14 protein-coding genes are annotated in these 16,759 nt (G+C 61.7%); 5 read left to right on the top strand and 9 right to left on the bottom strand.

Going from position 1 to position 16,759, the window contains the following annotated elements; genetic code table 11:
• Nucleotide 1: 1 nt before the first annotated feature.
• Entirely contained in the window at nucleotides 2-814 is an 813-nt protein-coding gene (locus tag QZ571_RS07925) for an alpha/beta hydrolase (protein WP_295533242.1), read from the bottom strand.
• Nucleotides 815-1,029: 215 nt separating this feature from the next.
• Between QZ571_RS07925 and QZ571_RS07930 the strand changes: the two genes are divergently transcribed.
• Nucleotides 1,030-1,860, top strand: coding sequence for a tryptophan 2,3-dioxygenase family protein (locus QZ571_RS07930; protein WP_295533244.1), 831 nt, complete (start codon nucleotides 1,030-1,032; stop codon nucleotides 1,858-1,860).
• On the top strand, nucleotides 1,860-3,050 hold the full coding sequence (gene kynU, locus QZ571_RS07935; protein WP_295533246.1) for a kynureninase: 1,191 nt from the start codon (nucleotides 1,860-1,862) through the stop codon (nucleotides 3,048-3,050). Before QZ571_RS07930 ends, kynU begins: the two co-directional genes overlap by 1 nt.
• Before the next feature lie 118 nt (nucleotides 3,051-3,168).
• Here the strand turns inward: kynU and QZ571_RS07940 are convergent, their stop codons facing one another.
• Nucleotides 3,169-3,627, bottom strand: coding sequence for an Lrp/AsnC family transcriptional regulator (locus QZ571_RS07940; protein ID WP_295533248.1), 459 nt, complete (start codon nucleotides 3,625-3,627; stop codon nucleotides 3,169-3,171).
• A 132-nt stretch (nucleotides 3,628-3,759) separates the two neighbouring features.
• On the opposite strand from QZ571_RS07940, the gene QZ571_RS07945 reads away from it, so the two are divergent.
• Entirely contained in the window at nucleotides 3,760-7,191 is a 3,432-nt protein-coding gene (locus QZ571_RS07945; protein ID WP_295533251.1) for an indolepyruvate ferredoxin oxidoreductase family protein, read from the top strand.
• A gap of 20 nt (nucleotides 7,192-7,211) precedes the next feature.
• Here the strand turns inward: QZ571_RS07945 and QZ571_RS07950 are convergent, their stop codons facing one another.
• From QZ571_RS07950 to paaN, 7 genes are all read right to left on the bottom strand, one after another.
• A complete protein-coding gene (locus tag QZ571_RS07950; protein WP_295533253.1) occupies nucleotides 7,212-9,155 on the bottom strand; it encodes a 3-hydroxyacyl-CoA dehydrogenase NAD-binding domain-containing protein in 1,944 nt (647 codons plus the stop codon).
• 10 nt (nucleotides 9,156-9,165) lie between these two features.
• Entirely contained in the window at nucleotides 9,166-9,867 is a 702-nt protein-coding gene (locus QZ571_RS07955) for an ABC transporter ATP-binding protein (protein WP_295533255.1), read from the bottom strand.
• The gene (locus QZ571_RS07960) at nucleotides 9,854-10,639 is read right to left on the bottom strand and encodes an ABC transporter ATP-binding protein (RefSeq protein ID WP_295533257.1); all 786 of its coding nucleotides are present in this window, start codon (nucleotides 10,637-10,639) and stop codon (nucleotides 9,854-9,856) included. The genes QZ571_RS07955 and QZ571_RS07960 overlap by 14 nt, the downstream gene beginning before the upstream one ends.
• Nucleotides 10,636-11,592, bottom strand: a complete 957-nt coding sequence (locus QZ571_RS07965; RefSeq protein WP_295533259.1) for a branched-chain amino acid ABC transporter permease — start codon at nucleotides 11,590-11,592, stop codon at nucleotides 10,636-10,638. Before QZ571_RS07965 ends, QZ571_RS07960 begins: the two co-directional genes overlap by 4 nt.
• A 3-nt stretch (nucleotides 11,593-11,595) precedes the next feature.
• Nucleotides 11,596-12,468 (bottom strand): branched-chain amino acid ABC transporter permease, encoded by an 873-nt coding sequence (locus tag QZ571_RS07970; RefSeq protein WP_295533261.1) that lies wholly within the window; start codon nucleotides 12,466-12,468, stop codon nucleotides 11,596-11,598.
• A 76-nt stretch (nucleotides 12,469-12,544) separates the two neighbouring features.
• A complete protein-coding gene (locus tag QZ571_RS07975) occupies nucleotides 12,545-13,681 on the bottom strand; it encodes an ABC transporter substrate-binding protein (RefSeq protein WP_295533263.1) in 1,137 nt (378 codons plus the stop codon).
• A gap of 52 nt (nucleotides 13,682-13,733) precedes the next feature.
• Nucleotides 13,734-15,386 carry a phenylacetic acid degradation protein PaaN gene (paaN, locus tag QZ571_RS07980; RefSeq protein ID WP_295533265.1) on the bottom strand — a complete coding sequence of 551 codons (1,653 nt, stop codon included), beginning with the start codon at nucleotides 15,384-15,386 and terminating at the stop codon, nucleotides 13,734-13,736.
• Between the two features lie 95 nt (nucleotides 15,387-15,481).
• Here paaN and paaG point away from each other — a divergent pair, with 95 nt between their 5' ends.
• Entirely contained in the window at nucleotides 15,482-16,276 is a 795-nt protein-coding gene (gene paaG, locus QZ571_RS07985) for a 2-(1,2-epoxy-1,2-dihydrophenyl)acetyl-CoA isomerase PaaG (RefSeq protein WP_295533267.1), read from the top strand.
• A 32-nt stretch (nucleotides 16,277-16,308) separates the two neighbouring features.
• Nucleotides 16,309-16,755, top strand: coding sequence for a hydroxyphenylacetyl-CoA thioesterase PaaI (gene paaI, locus QZ571_RS07990; protein ID WP_295533327.1), 447 nt, complete (start codon nucleotides 16,309-16,311; stop codon nucleotides 16,753-16,755).
• Nucleotides 16,756-16,759 lie beyond the last annotated feature (4 nt).

Below are 16,759 nucleotides of genomic sequence, written 5' to 3' on the forward strand. Positions count from 1 at the left end.
CTTACTCTGACGCCAAAAGCGCATTGACGAGCCCGCTTGACGGCTCGCAAAGGTCATCGATCACGTCGAAATGATGGCGGCGGGGCGCTGCGATCAGATCGGCGGGGGCCCAGCTTTCGGCAAGCAAGGCGGCTTGGCGCAAAAACTCCGGGCGCTCCGCCGCGCCGACCCAAGCGGTGACCCGCACACCGGGGCGCACGCCGTGCAAAGCCGGGCTTTCGGCGGCGGCGATCTCTGGGGTGAGCCCCAGTATCTCGTTGAGGGAGTTCAACACCAAGGGGCGCAGGTCGTGCAACCCGCTGATCGAGATAACCCGCGCGATGCGTTCGGCGATGGGGGCGGGCAGCGTGCTGTCATCTGACACCATCCGCGTCGCCAGATGACCGCCCGCCGAGTGGCCCGCCAGATGGATCGGCCCGTCCACAAGCCCCGCCGCCTGCGTGATGGCGCGGCTGATTTGCCCGGTGATGCCCGGAATGGTGTTTTCGGGCGCAAGCGTGTAGCCGGGCATAACCACCGTCCAGCCCCGCGCCAAGGCCCCCGCCGCCAGATGCGACCAGTGATCCTTGGAAAACGCGCGCCAATATCCGCCATGCACGAAGACCAGCAACCCTTTGGAGTCACTCTCGGGGCGGAAAATATCCATCTTCTCGCGTGCGCCTGTCCCATAGGCGACTTCGCTCAGACGGCCTTCGATCTGCGCCCGAAAGGCGGCGGCGCGGTCCAGCCAAAGCTGCGGATAGCTCTCGCCGTTTTCGATATGGGAGGCGTTCGCAAAAGCATCTTCCCAGTCAATTCCACTTTGATCGTCCATAACGCCTCCCGTTGGTTTTGCGCATCCTGTGCAGCCTCGGCTCACAAGGGTTTGATATTGCGAGCCGCTGCCGGCCTCGCTAACCTCCGCATCAAGCCGAACTCTCTCTCGTAACACTCTGTTTTGCAGAGGAGTCCGGCGCAGGCAACCCCAGGAAACGTCCATTGCAAGGCGGGCGTGTATCTTGCAGGGTCGCGCAGTTTAACGGAGGCGGTATGGCTTACGATCCAGCAAGTGAAGGAGCGAAGATGTCGTTCGCGACGGACATGTCCTATAGCGATTATCTGGGCCTTGATAAGGTTTTGTCGGCGCAGGACACGCTGTCAGATGCCCATGACGAATTGCTCTTCATCATCCAGCATCAGACAAGCGAGCTTTGGATGAAGCTGGCCCTGCACGAGCTGCGCTCTGCGCGCGAGATGATCCGCGCCGGAACCCTGCGTCCGTGCTTTAAGATCCTCTCACGGCTGGCCCGGATTTTCGAGCAACTCAACGGGGCTTGGGATGTTCTGCGCACCATGACGCCCAGCGACTACACGCGGTTTCGCGAGGCTCTTGGGGCCTCATCGGGGTTTCAATCTTATCAATACCGCCTGATCGAATTCGTTCTTGGCAATCGCAATCTGGCGATGACGCGGGTGCATGAACATCGCGCCGACATCATGGGTTTGCTGAATGCCGAACTGGCGCAGCCAAGCCTGTATGACGAGGCGATCCGCTTTGCCGCCGCTCGCCTTGGAGTGAGTGCTACGGATTTGCCCGAACCCAACCTGAACATGCCGCATGGTGCGGATGATCGGATCATGGCGATCTGGCAGCGGGTTTACGAGGCGCCCGAAGAGCATTGGGAACTCTATGAACTGGCCGAAAAGCTAGTCGATCTCGAAGACTATTTCCGTCGCTGGCGCTTCAACCATGTCACGACCGTCGAACGCGTGATCGGATTCAAGCGCGGCACGGGGGGCACGGCCGGGGTCGCTTACTTGCGCCGCATGCTTGAGGTCGAGCTGTTCCCAGAGCTTTGGAATGTGAGAGGAAATCTGTAATGGCGAGCCTGCCCAGAAAGCACCTGTTCGATCTGCCCGAAGGGGTGATTTATCTTGATGGAAACTCGCTTGGCCCCTTGCCGCGCGGCGTGGCCGAACGGCTTGAGCGTTGTGTGCATAAGGAATGGGGCGAGATGCTCATTCGCGGCTGGAACGACGCGCAGTGGATGGATCAGCCCGCGCGGGTGGGCAATAAGATCGCGAGGCTGATCGGTGCGCCCGAGGGCGCGGTGGTGATCGGCGACACGCTATCGATCAAGGTCTATCAGGCGCTGGCCTCGGCGCTTGAGATGCGACCCGATCGCAAGGTGGTGCTGTCGGACAATGGCAATTTTCCAACCGATCTTTATATGGCCGAGGGGTTGCTGCGCTCGCTGGGGCGTGGGCATGAGCTGCGCACCCCGCCTCCCGAAGAGGTCGCCGATGCGATCACCGAAGACGTGGCGGTCGTGATGCTGACGCAGGTGGATTACCGCACGGGCCGGATGCACGATTTCACAGCGATCACGCAAAAGGCCCATGCGGTCGGGGCCGTGATGATCTGGGATCTGGCCCATAGCGCGGGCGCGGTGCCCGTCGACATGGTCGCAAATAACGCTGAATTCGCCGTAGGCTGCACCTATAAATATCTCAACGGGGGGCCCGGCGCGCCCGCCTTCATCTATGTGCGCCCCGATATCGCCGAGACGGTACGCCCGGCGCTCAGCGGCTGGCTGGGCCATGAGGCACCGTTCGCCTTTGATCTCGGCTATCGCCCGGGGCGCGCGGTTGAGCGGATGCGCGTGGGCACGCCACCGGTGCTGCAGGCCACCGCACTTGAAGAAGCTCTGAGCGTCTGGGACGGGCTGACGATGGAGGAGGTGCGCGCACGTTCCATCGAGCTGTCCGAGCGGTTCATCCGCGAAGTCGAGGCGCGCTGCCCCGATCTGACCTTGCTCAGCCCGCGCGATCCTATGGCGCGCGGCAGTCAGGTTTCGTTCGGGTTCTCCGAAAGCTACGCCGCGATTCAGGCCCTCATCGAGCGGGGCGTGATTGGCGATTTCCGCGCCCCCGATGCAATGCGGTTCGGCTTTACCCCGCTATACATTGATGAGGGCGACGTGGTGGGCGCGGCTGAAATCATCGAGGATGTGATGGCCAACAGGCTTTGGGACAACCCGGCTTATAAGGCGCGTTCGCGCGTCACCTGAAAAACCGCGGCTGATGGCGGAGCCTAATGGCCGAGAAACGCAAGAACCCAACCCGATCAGCAGACGCAAAACGGCGCTGAATTTGGACCAGTGAACGTCCAAGGATCGGGGGGGGGGGTCATAAGGGAAGTTCGTGGCTGCGTTTGACCTCGCGCAGGACGACATTGGTTTCGGCGCTTTGAACGGCAGGCAGGCGGAACAGAAACTCTTCGAGGAAGACGTTATAGGCGTCGATATCCTTGCACAGCAGGCGCAGATGATAATCCGCCTGACCTGTGGTCGCGTAGCACTCCAGCACCTCGGCGCGGGTCGTGATCGCGTCGATGAACTCTTTGAGATGCTCGGGATTGTGCCGGGTCAGGCGCACCTGCACCAAGGCGCTAAAAGCCAGCCCAGCCACGCGCGGCGACAGCTCGGCCTTGTAGCGTTCAATCAGACCCTGCTCTTCAAACAGGCGCACTCTGCGCCAACATGCCGAGGCTGACATGCCAACCCGCTCCGCAATCTCGGCATTGGAAACGCGGGAATCCGCTTGCAGTATTTTGAGAATTTCTTTGTCGCGACTGTCCAGTTCCATTTGGATAATATGACTACATAAGTCGCTTATGTCGACACAAGTTTTCGAATTATCGGCAGTGATTCCAGGAACAAGATCAGATTATCCAAAAACCGCGTGATATATTTCCGGTGATTTTAGGGGGGAAAGCCGATGAACCAGACCACGCATCAGTTTCAAAGCTACGCATTGTCGGATCGCTATGACGCATCGCACGGCCGGGTGTTTCTGACCGGGACGCAAGCTTTGGTGCGGATCATGTTCGATCAGGCACGTCGAGATCGCGCGGCGGGCCTGAACACCGCAGGGTTCATTTCGGGCTATCGCGGCTCTCCGCTTGGCGGGCTTGATCTGGAGCTGTGGCGATCGCGTGCGCAGACCGATGCGGCGGGCATCACCTTCCTGCCTGCGGTGAACGAAGATCTTGGCGCAACGGCGGTGCTGGGGGCGCAACAAGCCGTGCTTGACCCCGATGCCACGGTCGAGGGCGTGTTTTCGATGTGGTATGGCAAAGGCCCCGGCGTTGATCGCTCAGGCGATGCGCTGCGCCATGGAAATGCCTACGGGTCCTCGCCCAAAGGGGGCGTTCTGGTGGTCGCGGGCGACGATCATGGCTGCGTTTCCTCGTCGATGCCCCATCAATCCGACGTGGCGTTCATGACGTGGTTCATGCCAACGCTAAACCCCGCCAATGTCGCGGAATATCTGAGCTTCGGAGAATACGGGATCGCGCTAAGCCGCTATTCGGGTACATGGGTCGGGTTCAAGGCGATTTCAGAAACGGTGGAAAGTGGTCAATCGGTGGAATTGCCCCAAGACCGGGTGTTTTCGCTCCCAGAGATCGACTTGCCGCCGGGCGGGTTGCATGTGCGCCGCTCGGATTTGCCCAGCCCGCTGATCGAAACCCGGATGGAACACAAGCTGCGCGCAGTCGAAGCCTTTGTCGAGGCCAACCCGATTGATCGCCACATCTATGACATCCGTGATGCCAGCTTTGGCATTGTCACCACGGGCAAAGGTCATCTCGATCTGATGGAGGCGCTGCGTCTTCTGGGGATCGATGAGGCTGCATGCCGTCGCCTTGGCATTGATATCTACAAGGTCGGCATGGTCTGGCCGCTGGCGCGCCGCGATGCGCTGGCCTTTGTGCGCGGCAAGACCGAGGTTCTGGTGATCGAGGAAAAGCGCGGCATCATCGAAAGCCAGTTCAAAGAGTATTTCTACGACTGGCCCGGCGACAAGCCCAAGAAAATGGTGGGCAAGCACCGCGCGGCGGGCGATCCCCTGGTGCCCTGGACCGGAGAACTAAGCCCGCTTGGCCTAGTGCCCATCGTGGCAGAGCGTCTGAACACCTATTTCCCCGATGAGGGCCTGCTGGCCAAGGCCCGCGCCCTGACCGATCATCCGCCGAGGCTGCTCAACGTGCCCGGCGCGACCCGCACCCCCTATTTCTGCTCGGGTTGTCCCCATAACACCTCGACCAAATTGCCCGAAGGCAGCAAGGCGGCCTCTGGCATCGGCTGTCATGTGATGGCCAGTTGGATGGATCGTGAAACCGGGGGCTATGCGCAGATGGGCGCCGAAGGTGTGCCCCATCTGGTGGCGTCGAAATACTCCGGCGGCAAGCACATGTTCCAGAACCTCGGGGAAGGAACATGGTATCATTCCGGCTCGCTCGCGATCCGTCAGGCGGTCGCGACCGGGGCCAATATCACCTACAAGATCCTCTATAATGATGCGGTCGCAATGACCGGTGGCCAGCCCGTCGATGGCCCGATCAGCGTCAGCGCCATTGCGCAGACCTGCCGCGCCGAAGGGGTGGATCGGATCGCGCTGGTCTCGGACGACATCGCGAAATTCAACCGCGCAGACTTCCCGCAAGGAACCAGTTTCAACCCGCGCGAAGACCTGGACGCCGTTCAACGCGTGCTGCGCGACGTGCGCGGCGTCAGCGTCCTGATTTATGAGCAGACCTGCGCCACCGAGAAACGCCGCCGCCGCAAGCGTGGCACGATGCCCGACCCCAAGCGGTTTGCCTATATCAACCCCTTGGTCTGCGAAGGCTGCGGCGATTGCTCGGTGGAAAGCAACTGCCTGAGCATCGAGCCGCTCGACACCGAGTTTGGTCGCAAGCGCAAAGTCAATTTATCGACCTGCAACAAGGACTTCTCGTGCCTCAACGGGTTTTGCCCCAGTTTCGTGACCGTGGAAGGCGCAGTGCGGCGCAAGAAGACCGTGCGCGACGTGGATGTGGCAAGCTTGCTGGGCGCCCTGCCCGCGCCGAAAATGTCAGACCTTGCCAAGCCCTACGACCTACTGGTGACCGGTGTCGGGGGCACGGGTGTGGTGACGGTCGGGGCGCTGATCACGATGGCCGCGCATCTTGAGGGAAAAGGCGCATCCGTTCTTGATTTCACCGGGTTCGCGCAGAAATTCGGCACCGTGCTCAGCTATATTCGTCTAGGCCAAAGCCCGGACGCGATCCATCAGGTGCGCACCGATATTGGCTCGGCCGAGGCTGTTATCGCCTGCGACATCGTGGTGTCCTCGGCGCCGCGCGCGTCGGCCTATTTCAAACCCGGCTCGCGGATCGTGCTCAATACCGCTGAAATGCCGACCGGTGACTTGGTGTTGCATCGCGATGCGAGCCTGAGTGTCGATCTGCGCGAACAGGCGATCCGCAGTGTCGCGGGCAGCGACAACGTCTGGAGCCTTGACGCCAACGCATTGGCCGAGACGTTTTTGGGCGACAGCGTGTTCGCCAATGTCATCCTGCTTGGCTATGCGTGGCAAAAGGGGTTGGTGCCGGTCAGCGAAACGGCTCTCAAACAGGCGATCACCCTGAACGCCGTGGCAGTTGAGAAAAATGCTCGCGCATTCGATCTGGGCCGGGTGCTGGCAGAGACGCCGGATGCCATCCTTGCGCAAGAACCCTCGGCTGCGCCCCCAAGTCTTGATGCGCTCATCGCCAAGCATGTGGCTTTTCTGACCGAGTATCAGAACGCCCGCTACGCAGAGCGCTATACGCGCTCCCTCACGCGTTTCCGTGCGGCTCTGCGCGATGAACTGGACCCAGCCACCGCGCAGGATCTGACCACAGCGGCGGCGAAATCGCTGTTCAAGCTGATGGCCTATAAGGACGAATACGAGGTCGCGCGCCTGCATGGGCAAGACAGTTTCGCCACGGCTCTGGCACAGGAATTCGAGCCCGGCTTCAAGATCAATTATCACATGGCCCCGCCGATTTTCTCTCGCAAGACGGATGCGCGCGGACGTCCCGTCAAACGCAGCTTCGGCCCGTGGATGACACCCGCACTGCGCGCGCTCGCTTCGCTGCGCCGCCTGCGGGGGAGCAAGTTCGATCTGTTTGGCTACAGCCAAGAGCGCAAACAAGAAGTTGCCCTGATCGACTGGTTCGAAACCCTTCTTGAAACCCTACCCGCGCTGATCTCGGACAAGACCGCGGCCTCGGCGCTAGAAGCGCTTGAAATACCGATGCAGTTTCGCGGCTATGGCCCGGTTAAAGACGACGCGATCCGCAGGTTCAAACCCAAGGCAGACGCGCTTGTCAAAGCCATGGCTTAGGACAGGCGCGCCTGAGCGCCCTAGCGGTGCTTGCCGCTCGCAAACATCGGGCCACCTTTCCAGCGCGGGAAACCGTAGCCGTGGATCTCGACCAGATCGATATCGCTGGCCTTGTCGGCGATCCCCTCTGTAAGAATGGCCTCGCCTTCGGCTGCCATCGCCGCAATCAGTTGCGCGGCAATCTGAGCGTCCTCAAGACCGGGCGCGTCCTTGGCGATGTGGGGCGCTAGCAGTTCTGCCACGCGCGTTGAGGGCTGGGGCGTACGATCGCCCTCGGTGTAATCATACCAGCCGCCGCCCGTTTTTTGCCCCTTGCGCCCTGCCCCAACAAGGATATCGCCCAGCGTCTCGGGCACGTCCTGCCCCGCTGCCCGCGCGCCCTCGCGTTGCAGATAGGCAATGTCGAGCCCGCCCAGATCCTGTGCCTCAAACGGGCCCATCCGAAAGCCATACCCACGCATCGCGGCGTCGACCTGTGCAATCGGCACACCGCGCCGCACGAGGGTTTCCGCCTCGGCACGGTAGCGTTTGAGAATGCGATTGCCGATGAAGCCCTCGCAGATGCCCGCGCGGACCGGGATCTTGTTCAATTGCTTGGCCAGTGCGAAACCCGTGGCCAGAACGTCTGGTGCCGTATCTGGCAGCGGCACGATTTCCAGCAGCTTCATGATCTGGGCGGGGCTGAAGAAATGCAGGCCGATGAAACGCTCGGCCCCCGGCAATCCGGCGAAGATCTCGCGCGGGTCAATATAGGAGGTGTTCGTGGCCAAGATCGCATCGCGGCGACAGTGCGCGATCAGGTTTTCAAAGACCTGCCGCTTGACGGACAGCTCCTCAAAGACTGCCTCGATCACCAGATCGCACTCCGACAATGCCGCGTAATCGGTGGCCCCCGTGACACCCGCCATCAGTGCATCGCGCGCCTGCTCAGTAAGCTTGCCCCGCTTGATCGCACCCGCGAATGTCTTGGCCAGCGTGTCGATCCCGCGTGCCAGCGCTTGTTCATCGCGCTCGATCAACACCACCGGCAGCCCGGCGCTGCGCAGGGCTGCCGCGATCCCTGCCCCCATCGTGCCGCCGCCCACAACGCCAACCTGCGCCAGCTTGCGCGGCGTCACGTCGCGTAGCGCATCAGGGCGGGGTGCGGCGCGCTCGGCAAAGAACACGGCGCGCAGGGCTGCCGCCTCATCCGAGCTGCGTAGCGCGAGAAAGCTCTCGCGCTCTGCGGCCATGGCTGCGTCAAAGGGCAGTTCGGTGGCGCGGCGCAGCGCGTCGAGCGCCTCAAGCGGCGCGCGATGGCCCGGTTTTGCTGCCAGTTTGCGCTTGGCCTCCCAAAACGCATCATCCATTTTCGCGACTGGACGCGCCGAAATCGGCGCAGGCAGGGGTTTGGCCAAAGCGGCCTTGGCAAAGGCAATCGCGCCTGCCTCCAGATCGCCCTCAATCACCGCGTCAATCAGCCCGGCTTCGCGCGCCTTGGACGCCGCCATCGGCTTGCCCGACGTCACCAGATCCACGGCCACCTCGACGCCTGCCAGACGGGGCGTGCGCACGGTGCCCGACGCGCCGGGGATGATGCCAAGCGTGACCTCTGGCAGGCCGATCTTCGCCTGCGGCACGGCCACGCGAAACCGGCACCCCATCGCGATCTCGAACCCGCCGCCCAAAGCCGAACCGTGGATTGCTGCGATCCATGGCACGCGCGCGGCTTCGAGATGATCCACCAGATCGGGCAGATGCGGCGGCTCTGGGGTCTGACCGAATTCGCGCACATCCGCGCCCGCAATGAACGTGCGGCCCTGACAGATCAGGATCGCGGCGCGCAAGGTCGGATTGGCATCGATGTCCTCAACGGCCTGCCACAGCGCTTTGCGCACCGCCGCCGAGATCGCATTGACCGGCGGGTTGTCGAGCGTGACGATAGCGATATCGCCCTGAGGACGGATCGATACAGGAGTGTTCATATTGGCCTCTTCAGATTCCCAGATAGGCTTCGCGGATGCGCGGATCCGCAATCAACTCGGCGGCGGGGCCGGTCATCGTGATCTGGCCGGTTTCCATGACATAGCCACGATCCGCAATCTTGAGCGCGCCATAGGCGTTTTGTTCCACCAGCAGGATCGTGACGTCGCGCGCGCGCAGACTTTCCACCACCTCGAAGATTTGCGCAACGATCAGCGGCGCCAACCCCATTGAGGGTTCATCAAGCAACAGGCAATGCGGCCGCCCCATCAAGGCGCGCGCTATCGCCAGCATCTGCTGTTGCCCGCCGGACAATCCGCCCGCCACCAGATTGCGCTTTTCGCGCAGGATCGGGAACATCGCGAAGGCATCTTGCATATCGCGATCGACCCGCTCGTCGGTGAACAGGAACGCCCCCAGCCGCAGGTTTTCCTCAACCGACAGGTTGGTGAAAATCTGCCGCCCCTCGGGCGATTGCGCCAATCCGCGCCGCAAGCGGCGATAGGCGGGCACCGAGGTCAGCTCATCGCCGCGAAAATGAATGCGACCCGCACTGACTGGCTGTGTTCCCGACAGGCATTGCAATAGCGTTGTCTTACCCGCGCCATTCGCGCCCACAACAGTCACGATTTCGCCCGAGCGGACCTCAAGGTCCACGCCGTGCAACACCTCGATCCGCCCATAGGCCGAGCGCACCCCCTCAACTGTCAGCATCGACACTCTCCTCATCTCCCGCGCCCAGATAGGCCGCGATCACCGCAGGATTTTTCGACACGCTCTCGGGGCTGCCCTCGGCGATCTTTTCACCGTGATCAAGCACGACGATATGGTTCGAGATCCGCATCACCATCTTCATGTCATGCTCAACCAGCAAGATCGCAATGCCCGACTGCGCCAGTTCCGCGATCAGATGGTCGATCTCTTCGGTCTCGACCGCGTTGCAGCCTGCGGCGGGCTCATCCAGCAACAAGACACGCGGCTGCATCGCAAGCGCCCGCGCGATCTCAAGCCGTTTGAGCGCGCCGTAAGACAGGTTGCCCGCCAATTCTTCGGCGGCCTTGTCCAGACGTACCCGTTTAAGAAGCTCTTGGGCCTGTGCGCGCGCAATCTGGGAACGCCGACGCGCGGCGGGCAAGGCCAACAGATCGGCGATCAGCGAGCCGCTTTCGCTTTGGTGAAAGCCCACGATCACGTTTTCCAGAACCGTCATTTCCTGAAATATCTGCAGGTTCTGAAACGTGCGGGTCAGCCCCATGCGCGCAAGGCGATGCGGCTCGGCTGCAGTCACATCCTGCCCGTCAAGGCGCACATGGCCGCTATCGGGCAGATAGACCCCCGAAATCATGTTGAACAAGGTCGTTTTTCCAGCGCCATTGGGACCGATGATCGACACGATCTCGCCCGGCTCGGCGGAAAACCCGACATTATCGACCGCACGCAATCCGCCAAAACCGATGCCAAGGCCCGATACTTCCAGCAAGCTCATTCGCCCCTCCCCTTCAACTTGGCCGCGATCGAGGGCAACAGCCCACGGGGCAGGAAAATCATCACAAGGATCATCACCAGCCCCAGCACAAGCTGTTCGTATTCGGCAAAGACCGTCAGCACCTGCGGCAGCAGCGTCAGGATTGCACTCCCCGTCACCGCGCCAAGGACCGAGCCAACACCCCCCAGAACAGCCATCGTCACCATCTCGATCGAATGCATGAAGCCTGCGATATCGGGGGTGACGAACTGGTTTTGCAGCGCCAGAAGCGAGCCTGCGACCGATGCATAGACGGCCGAGATAACAAAGGCTTGCAGCTTGAGGCGTGCTACATCAATGCCCACGGTGCGCGCTGCCACCTCAGAGCCGTGCAGCGCGCGCATGGCGCGCCCGGTGGCGCTTTGGAACAGGTTGAGCGCGATCCAAACGCCGACCAGCATCGCCAGCGCGCTTAGGATATACCAGAACTCTCCGCTCGACAGCTTCCAGCCCCAGCCGCGCAGGATTTTGCGCAACGCAAGCCCTTGTACCGCCATCCCATCGGGACCGCCGGTCAAGGCGCGCTCATTGGTCAGCACCATGCTCACAAGGATGCCAAAGCCCAGCGTTGCGACCGCCAGATAATAGCCGCGCAACCGCAAGATCGGCTTGCCGATCAACACCGCCAGCACCGCAGAGATCACGGCCCCGAGCAGGATCGACAAGGACGGCGGCAGGCCCAGATGCGCGGGCGCAAGCGCACAGGCATAGCCGCCAATGCCCGCAAACCCAGCATGGCCAAGGCTGATCTGCCCGGCATAGCCGATCAGGATCACAAGCCCGGTCACCGCCAGCCCGTTGACAAAAATCAGCGCCCCGACCCGGTAATAATAGCCCGAGGGAAAGAACAGCGGCAGCACCGCAACCAGCACCGCAAGCGCCGCCAGTTGCATCCATTTCGAAGACAGTTTCATGGTTCAGACCCTCTCCGTCGTGCTTTTGCCAAACAGGCCCTGAGGCATCACGAACAGCACCGCGAGGATCACGATGAAGGCGACTGCATCCTTGTATTGCGAGCTCAGATAGCCTGCGGTCAGCGCCTCGAGAAGACCCAGTGAGATGCCCCCCACCAAGGCCCCCTTGGGATTGCCCATTCCGCCCAGCATCGCAGCGGCAAAACCCTTGAGCGCAAGCCCGACACCTACGTCATAACCCACCAAGGTGATCGGCGTGACCAGCACGCCCGCCAGCGCCCCGATCGCCGCCGAAAGCGCGAAGGACAGCGTCATGACCCAGCCGGTATTGATCCCCACAAGCTGCGCGGCAAGGCGATTATTTGCGGTGGCCAGCACTGCTTTGCCCGTCAGCGTCTTGGTGAAGAACAGCCATAGACCGATGAAAACAAGCACCGCGCCACCAATCACCCACAGGCTTTGCGGCACGATTGTCGCGCCAAAGATGTGGATCGGTTGATCGCCGGAAAAGGACGGAAAGCGGTGCAACTGTTTGTCAAAAATCAGCTGCGCCGCGCCACGGATAAAGATCGAGGCGCCGATGGTGATGATGATGAGCGACACCACGGGTGCGCCGCGCGCGGGTTCCAGCGCAAGCTTGTTCAGCGCGACCCCGACCAGCGATGTGATCGCAATCGCGAGAACAGCCGCGAGGGGCAAGGGCAGCCCCGCCTGATAGGTGAAAACCGTGATCATCCCGCCCAGCATGACGAATTCGCCCTGGGCGAAATTCACCACGTCGGAGGCATTGTAGATGATCGTAAACCCAAGCGCGACCAGCGCATAAACCGCGCCAACCGTCACGCCGGACAGCAGGAATTGCAACAAGGCGTCCATGAACGTCTCCGATGAAGTCTAGTCCTGTCCGGGGCGATCGCGAAACCGCCCCGGCCTCAGGAACCTGGCCTGGGGATTAGTCGATCAGCGTCCAGCCGCCATCGCGGATTTCAAGCATCTTGAAGGCCGACAGATCGAGACCAAGGTGATCCTCGGGCGAGAAGCTATAGATGCCCGTGGTGCCGACATAGCCTTGCGTGGCCTCCAGCGCGTCGCGAATGGCCGCGGGATCGCTACCGCCCGTCTTCATCGCATTGGTCATCAAATCGACAGCGTCATGAGCATAGCCCCCGAATGTCGAGACCGTCTCGCCGTATTTCGCCTCATAGGCGGTCTTGTAGGCCGTCACGACAGGCTTTTGCGGATCGCTATCGGGCAGGATCGCAGCCACCAGCAGCGCGGTGCCCGGCAGGCGCACACCTTCGGCTGCTGCAGCCCCTGCCAGCTCGATGAACCCATCTGACGCAACCCCATGGCTTTCATAAAGCGGCAGATCAATGCCAAGCTGGGCCTTGTTGCGCGTTACGATGGCCGGGCCTTGACCGAAACCGGGATTAAGAATGGCCTGAACGCCGTCCGTATTGCGGATCTTGGTCAGCTGCGGGGTCATATCGGCATCTTGAGGACCGTAGGTCTCATCCGAGAGGATCTCGATTGCGTATTTCGGCGCAACATCCTTGCACTGCGCCTGCATCGAGGCACCAAACCCGTCCGTCCCCGAGATCATGCCAATCTTGGTGATCCCCTTTTGCTGCATATCGCTGAAAATCTTTTCACAGGCCATGCGATCGGTATGGGGCGTCTTGAACACCCATTTATGCACCGGATCGATGATCTGAATGGCACCCGCCAGCGAGATAAACGGAACTTCTGCATCCTCGGCAACCGACAGGATCGACATCGTCGTGCCGGTGGTCGAGCCGCCGATGATTGCGACAACCTCGTCATCCTCGACCAGACGCGTGGCAAAGGTGCGCGCCTTGTTCGGATCGCCGCCATCGTCATACAGCACCAGATCAATCTTCTCGCCGTTGATCCCGCCAGCTTCGTTGATTTGCTCGACCATCATTTCGATGGTCTTGGCCTCTGGATCGCCCAAGAAGGCGGCCGGGCCCGAAGCCGACAGGCTTGCCCCCAGCTTGATATCTGCCATCGCTGCAGTGGTTCCCAACACCACAAGTGCGCTTACAGCCGTTGTCATTAACAGTTTCATAGATAGTCCTCCCATACTCTCCAAAACCAAAGCTTGCCGTTGGCGTCTCTCCTTATGCCGCTTTCGGCCAGCGGATCATCACGCGCCGGAACCGGGACGCGACGAAGGCGGTGTCAGTCAGGCTGGCATTTCCGGCCGGATTGGCTCCGGTGACGTGGAAATCGGAAAATGCAGCGGACTGATTGACATAGATATTGCCGGTCAGATTGACCGACAGATTGACCCCGGCTGCGGCAAAGGCCATCGCGGCCTGCTCGATCAAGTCCGGGTCATTGGCGTAAAGCGCGGCTGTGATTGCGCCTTTGCGCGCGGCAATGCCTGAGGCACGCGCAATCGCATCTTGCGCATCCTCGCAGGGGATTACAAAGCTCACCGGGCCAAAACATTCGTCGTCTTGCAGGCCCGACCCCGCCCCATCCACCACCACCAAAAGCGGCGTAGCCGAGCGCCCTGCCCCAGTCTCGCCGCTCTCGCGCACCACCTGCCCCGCGTGACGCGCCGACGCGATACGTTCCAGCGTCGCGGGGTTCACGATAGTGCCGCAAATTGCCGAGGCGCTTTGGGGATCTGCCAACAAGGCGTCGATCGCCGCCACGATCCCGGCGACCACCGCGTCAAAGCTTTTGTGGCCCTCGGAGGTCTGAATGCCACCGCGCGGGATGTAGATGTTTTGCGGCGCGGTGCACATCTGCCCCGAATACAGCGACAGCGAGAAGGCCAGATTGGCGCACATCCCCGCGAAATCGTCCGTGCCGGTGATCGTGACCGAATTCACGCCAGTTTCTTCTGTGAAAACAAGCGCCTGACCGGCATTGGCGCGCAACCAATCCGCAAAGCTGGATGAGCCCGTGTAGTCGATGATCGCCACGGCCGGGTCGGTCGCAAGCTCCTTGGTGATTTCGGCACCCGGCGCGTCAACGGCCAGCAGCACTGCGTCTTGCGGCAAACCGGCCTCGGCGAACACCTCACGCAGGACCTTGACCGTCAGCGCCAGCGGCAAGATCGCGTGCGGGTGCGGCTTTACGATCACCGTGTTTCCTGTGGCGAGACTGGCAAACACACCCGAATAGCTGTTCCACGTCGGGAAGGTATTGCACCCGATCGCCAAAGCCACGCCGCGCGGCACCAGATGCCAGCGCTTTTCGATCACCAGCGGGTCGGATTTGCCCTGCGGCTTCTCCCAGACCGCCGTTTGCGCCGTTGCCGTCATCTCGATCCAGGCGGCTGCGATTGCCTCAAACCCACGATCCTGCGCATGCGGGCCACCGGCCTGAAACGCCATCGGAAAAGCCTGCCCCGTGGCGTGCATCGTCGCCTCGCCGATCAGGAATGACATCTGGTTCAGCCGGATCAGGGCCTCGATCAACGCCCCAACGCGCGCCTGCACCGAGGCTTTGCCCCACTGCGCCCCCGCCGCCTGCGATGCCGCGATCAGCGCGGCCGGAGGCGCCGCAGGATAGCTGATTGCCACATCCTGCCCCCAAGGGGACTGCTCTGCCCCAAGGCGTGCGGTCTCGGGATGGCCGGGCAGCATGAACGCGCCGCCAAGCAGCGCCTCATAGGCCGCATGGCCGTCCCGGCGCGCATCGGCCCCGTAAATTTTTGTGCTAGGCGTTTCGGGAAAAGGCGTCCAGAATTCACGCGCGCGCCACGCATGAACTGCACGATCCAGCAAGTCGCGATGGCGATCAAAGAAATCCGTCATGTCTCCTCCCAGAGTTCGATTCGTATCATTGACCGACCGGACGGTTTATGCAACTATTTGTTTGAGGGGCTCGAAAAAGAGCCAGGGAGACAGACATGACATCATCACAAACTTTGCTTTCCTTTCAGGAGGCTGGCGTCCTGAAGCTGACGCTCAACCGCCCGGAAAAGTTGAACTCTTTTAACGAAGAGATGCATCTCGCCCTGCGCGGCGAACTGGAACGCGCCCGCGACGATGACGCGATTCGCGCGGTGCTTCTGACCGGGGCCGGACGAGGGTTTTGCGCAGGCCAAGATCTGGGCGACCGCGATCCGCGCAAGGGTGGTCCCAAGCCCGATCTGGGCGCGACCATCGAGACGTTTTACAACCCGCTCCTGCGGCTGATCCGCAGCCTTGAAAAGCCAGTCATTTGCGCCGTCAACGGCGTGGCGGCGGGGGCTGGCGCGAATATTGCCTTTGCCTGCGACATCGTTCTTGCCGCGCAATCGGCGAAATTCATTCAGGCGTTTTCCAAGATCGGGTTGATCCCGGATGCCGGTGGAAGCTGGTCTCTGGCGCGCATTCTGGGCGAGCCGCGCGCCAAGGCCCTCACCCTTCTGGCCGAGCCCCTGCCCGCGCAGACGGCAGCTGACTGGGGGTTGATCTGGCGCGCCGTAGAGGATGACGCGCTCCAAGCCGAAGCCTTGGCCATTGCAAGCAAACTCGCAGCCGGTCCGACCACAGGTCTGGGCCTGACCAAGCGTCTTATTCAGGAGGCCGCGACAAGCGATCTCGACACGCATCTCGATCGGGAACGCGACTGCCAGCGCGAAGCCGGGTTCACCGACGATTATGCCGAAGGCGTCACCGCCTTTCTGGAGAAACGTTCCGCAAATTTCACGGGGCACTGATCATGGCCAAAGATATGAAACCGCTGACGGATATGACACCGCAAGAGCTGGCCGAGGCCTGCGCCGCCGCGATGTGGAACGACGATTCCGCCTCGCAACGCCTCGATATGGAGCTGCGCCACATCGCACCGGGCGCCGCCACTTTGGCGATGACGATCACCAACGCCATGACCAACGGGCACGGAACGGCGCATGGCGGCTATATTTTTACGCTGGCCGACAGCGCCTTTGCCTTCGCTTGCAACACCTACAATCAGGTCACTGTCGCGCAGCATTGCTCGATCACCTACATCGCGCCGGGGGCGAGCGGTGATCAGTTGATCGCCACCGCGAAGGAGGTGTCGCGGCGCGGGCGCTCGGGCATCTATGACGTGCATATCGCGCGCGCGGACGGGACCTTGATCGCAGAATTCCGCGGCCATTCGCGCAGCTTGGGCACACCGCATCTGTCGGATGAAACGCCGACAAAAGACGTATGATTTT

The organism is uncultured Thioclava sp. (assembly GCF_913064665.1).
GTDB classification, from domain to species: domain Bacteria; phylum Pseudomonadota; class Alphaproteobacteria; order Rhodobacterales; family Rhodobacteraceae; genus Thioclava; species Thioclava arctica.

Coding starts and splice junctions, on each gene's coding strand:
- QZ571_RS07925 (WP_295533242.1), bottom strand. CDS start 814: ATGGACGATCAAAGTGGAATTGACTGGGAAGATGCTTTTGCGAACGCC.
- QZ571_RS07930 (WP_295533244.1), top strand. CDS start 1,030: ATGGCTTACGATCCAGCAAGTGAAGGAGCGAAGATGTCGTTCGCGACG.
- kynU (WP_295533246.1), top strand. CDS start 1,860: ATGGCGAGCCTGCCCAGAAAGCACCTGTTCGATCTGCCCGAAGGGGTG.
- QZ571_RS07940 (WP_295533248.1), bottom strand. CDS start 3,627: ATGGAACTGGACAGTCGCGACAAAGAAATTCTCAAAATACTGCAAGCG.
- QZ571_RS07945 (WP_295533251.1), top strand. CDS start 3,760: ATGAACCAGACCACGCATCAGTTTCAAAGCTACGCATTGTCGGATCGC.
- QZ571_RS07950 (WP_295533253.1), bottom strand. CDS start 9,155: ATGAACACTCCTGTATCGATCCGTCCTCAGGGCGATATCGCTATCGTC.
- QZ571_RS07955 (WP_295533255.1), bottom strand. CDS start 9,867: ATGCTGACAGTTGAGGGGGTGCGCTCGGCCTATGGGCGGATCGAGGTG.
- QZ571_RS07960 (WP_295533257.1), bottom strand. CDS start 10,639: ATGAGCTTGCTGGAAGTATCGGGCCTTGGCATCGGTTTTGGCGGATTG.
- QZ571_RS07965 (WP_295533259.1), bottom strand. CDS start 11,592: ATGAAACTGTCTTCGAAATGGATGCAACTGGCGGCGCTTGCGGTGCTG.
- QZ571_RS07970 (WP_295533261.1), bottom strand. CDS start 12,468: ATGGACGCCTTGTTGCAATTCCTGCTGTCCGGCGTGACGGTTGGCGCG.
- QZ571_RS07975 (WP_295533263.1), bottom strand. CDS start 13,681: ATGAAACTGTTAATGACAACGGCTGTAAGCGCACTTGTGGTGTTGGGA.
- paaN (WP_295533265.1), bottom strand. CDS start 15,386: ATGACGGATTTCTTTGATCGCCATCGCGACTTGCTGGATCGTGCAGTT.
- paaG (WP_295533267.1), top strand. CDS start 15,482: ATGACATCATCACAAACTTTGCTTTCCTTTCAGGAGGCTGGCGTCCTG.
- paaI (WP_295533327.1), top strand. CDS start 16,309: ATGACACCGCAAGAGCTGGCCGAGGCCTGCGCCGCCGCGATGTGGAAC.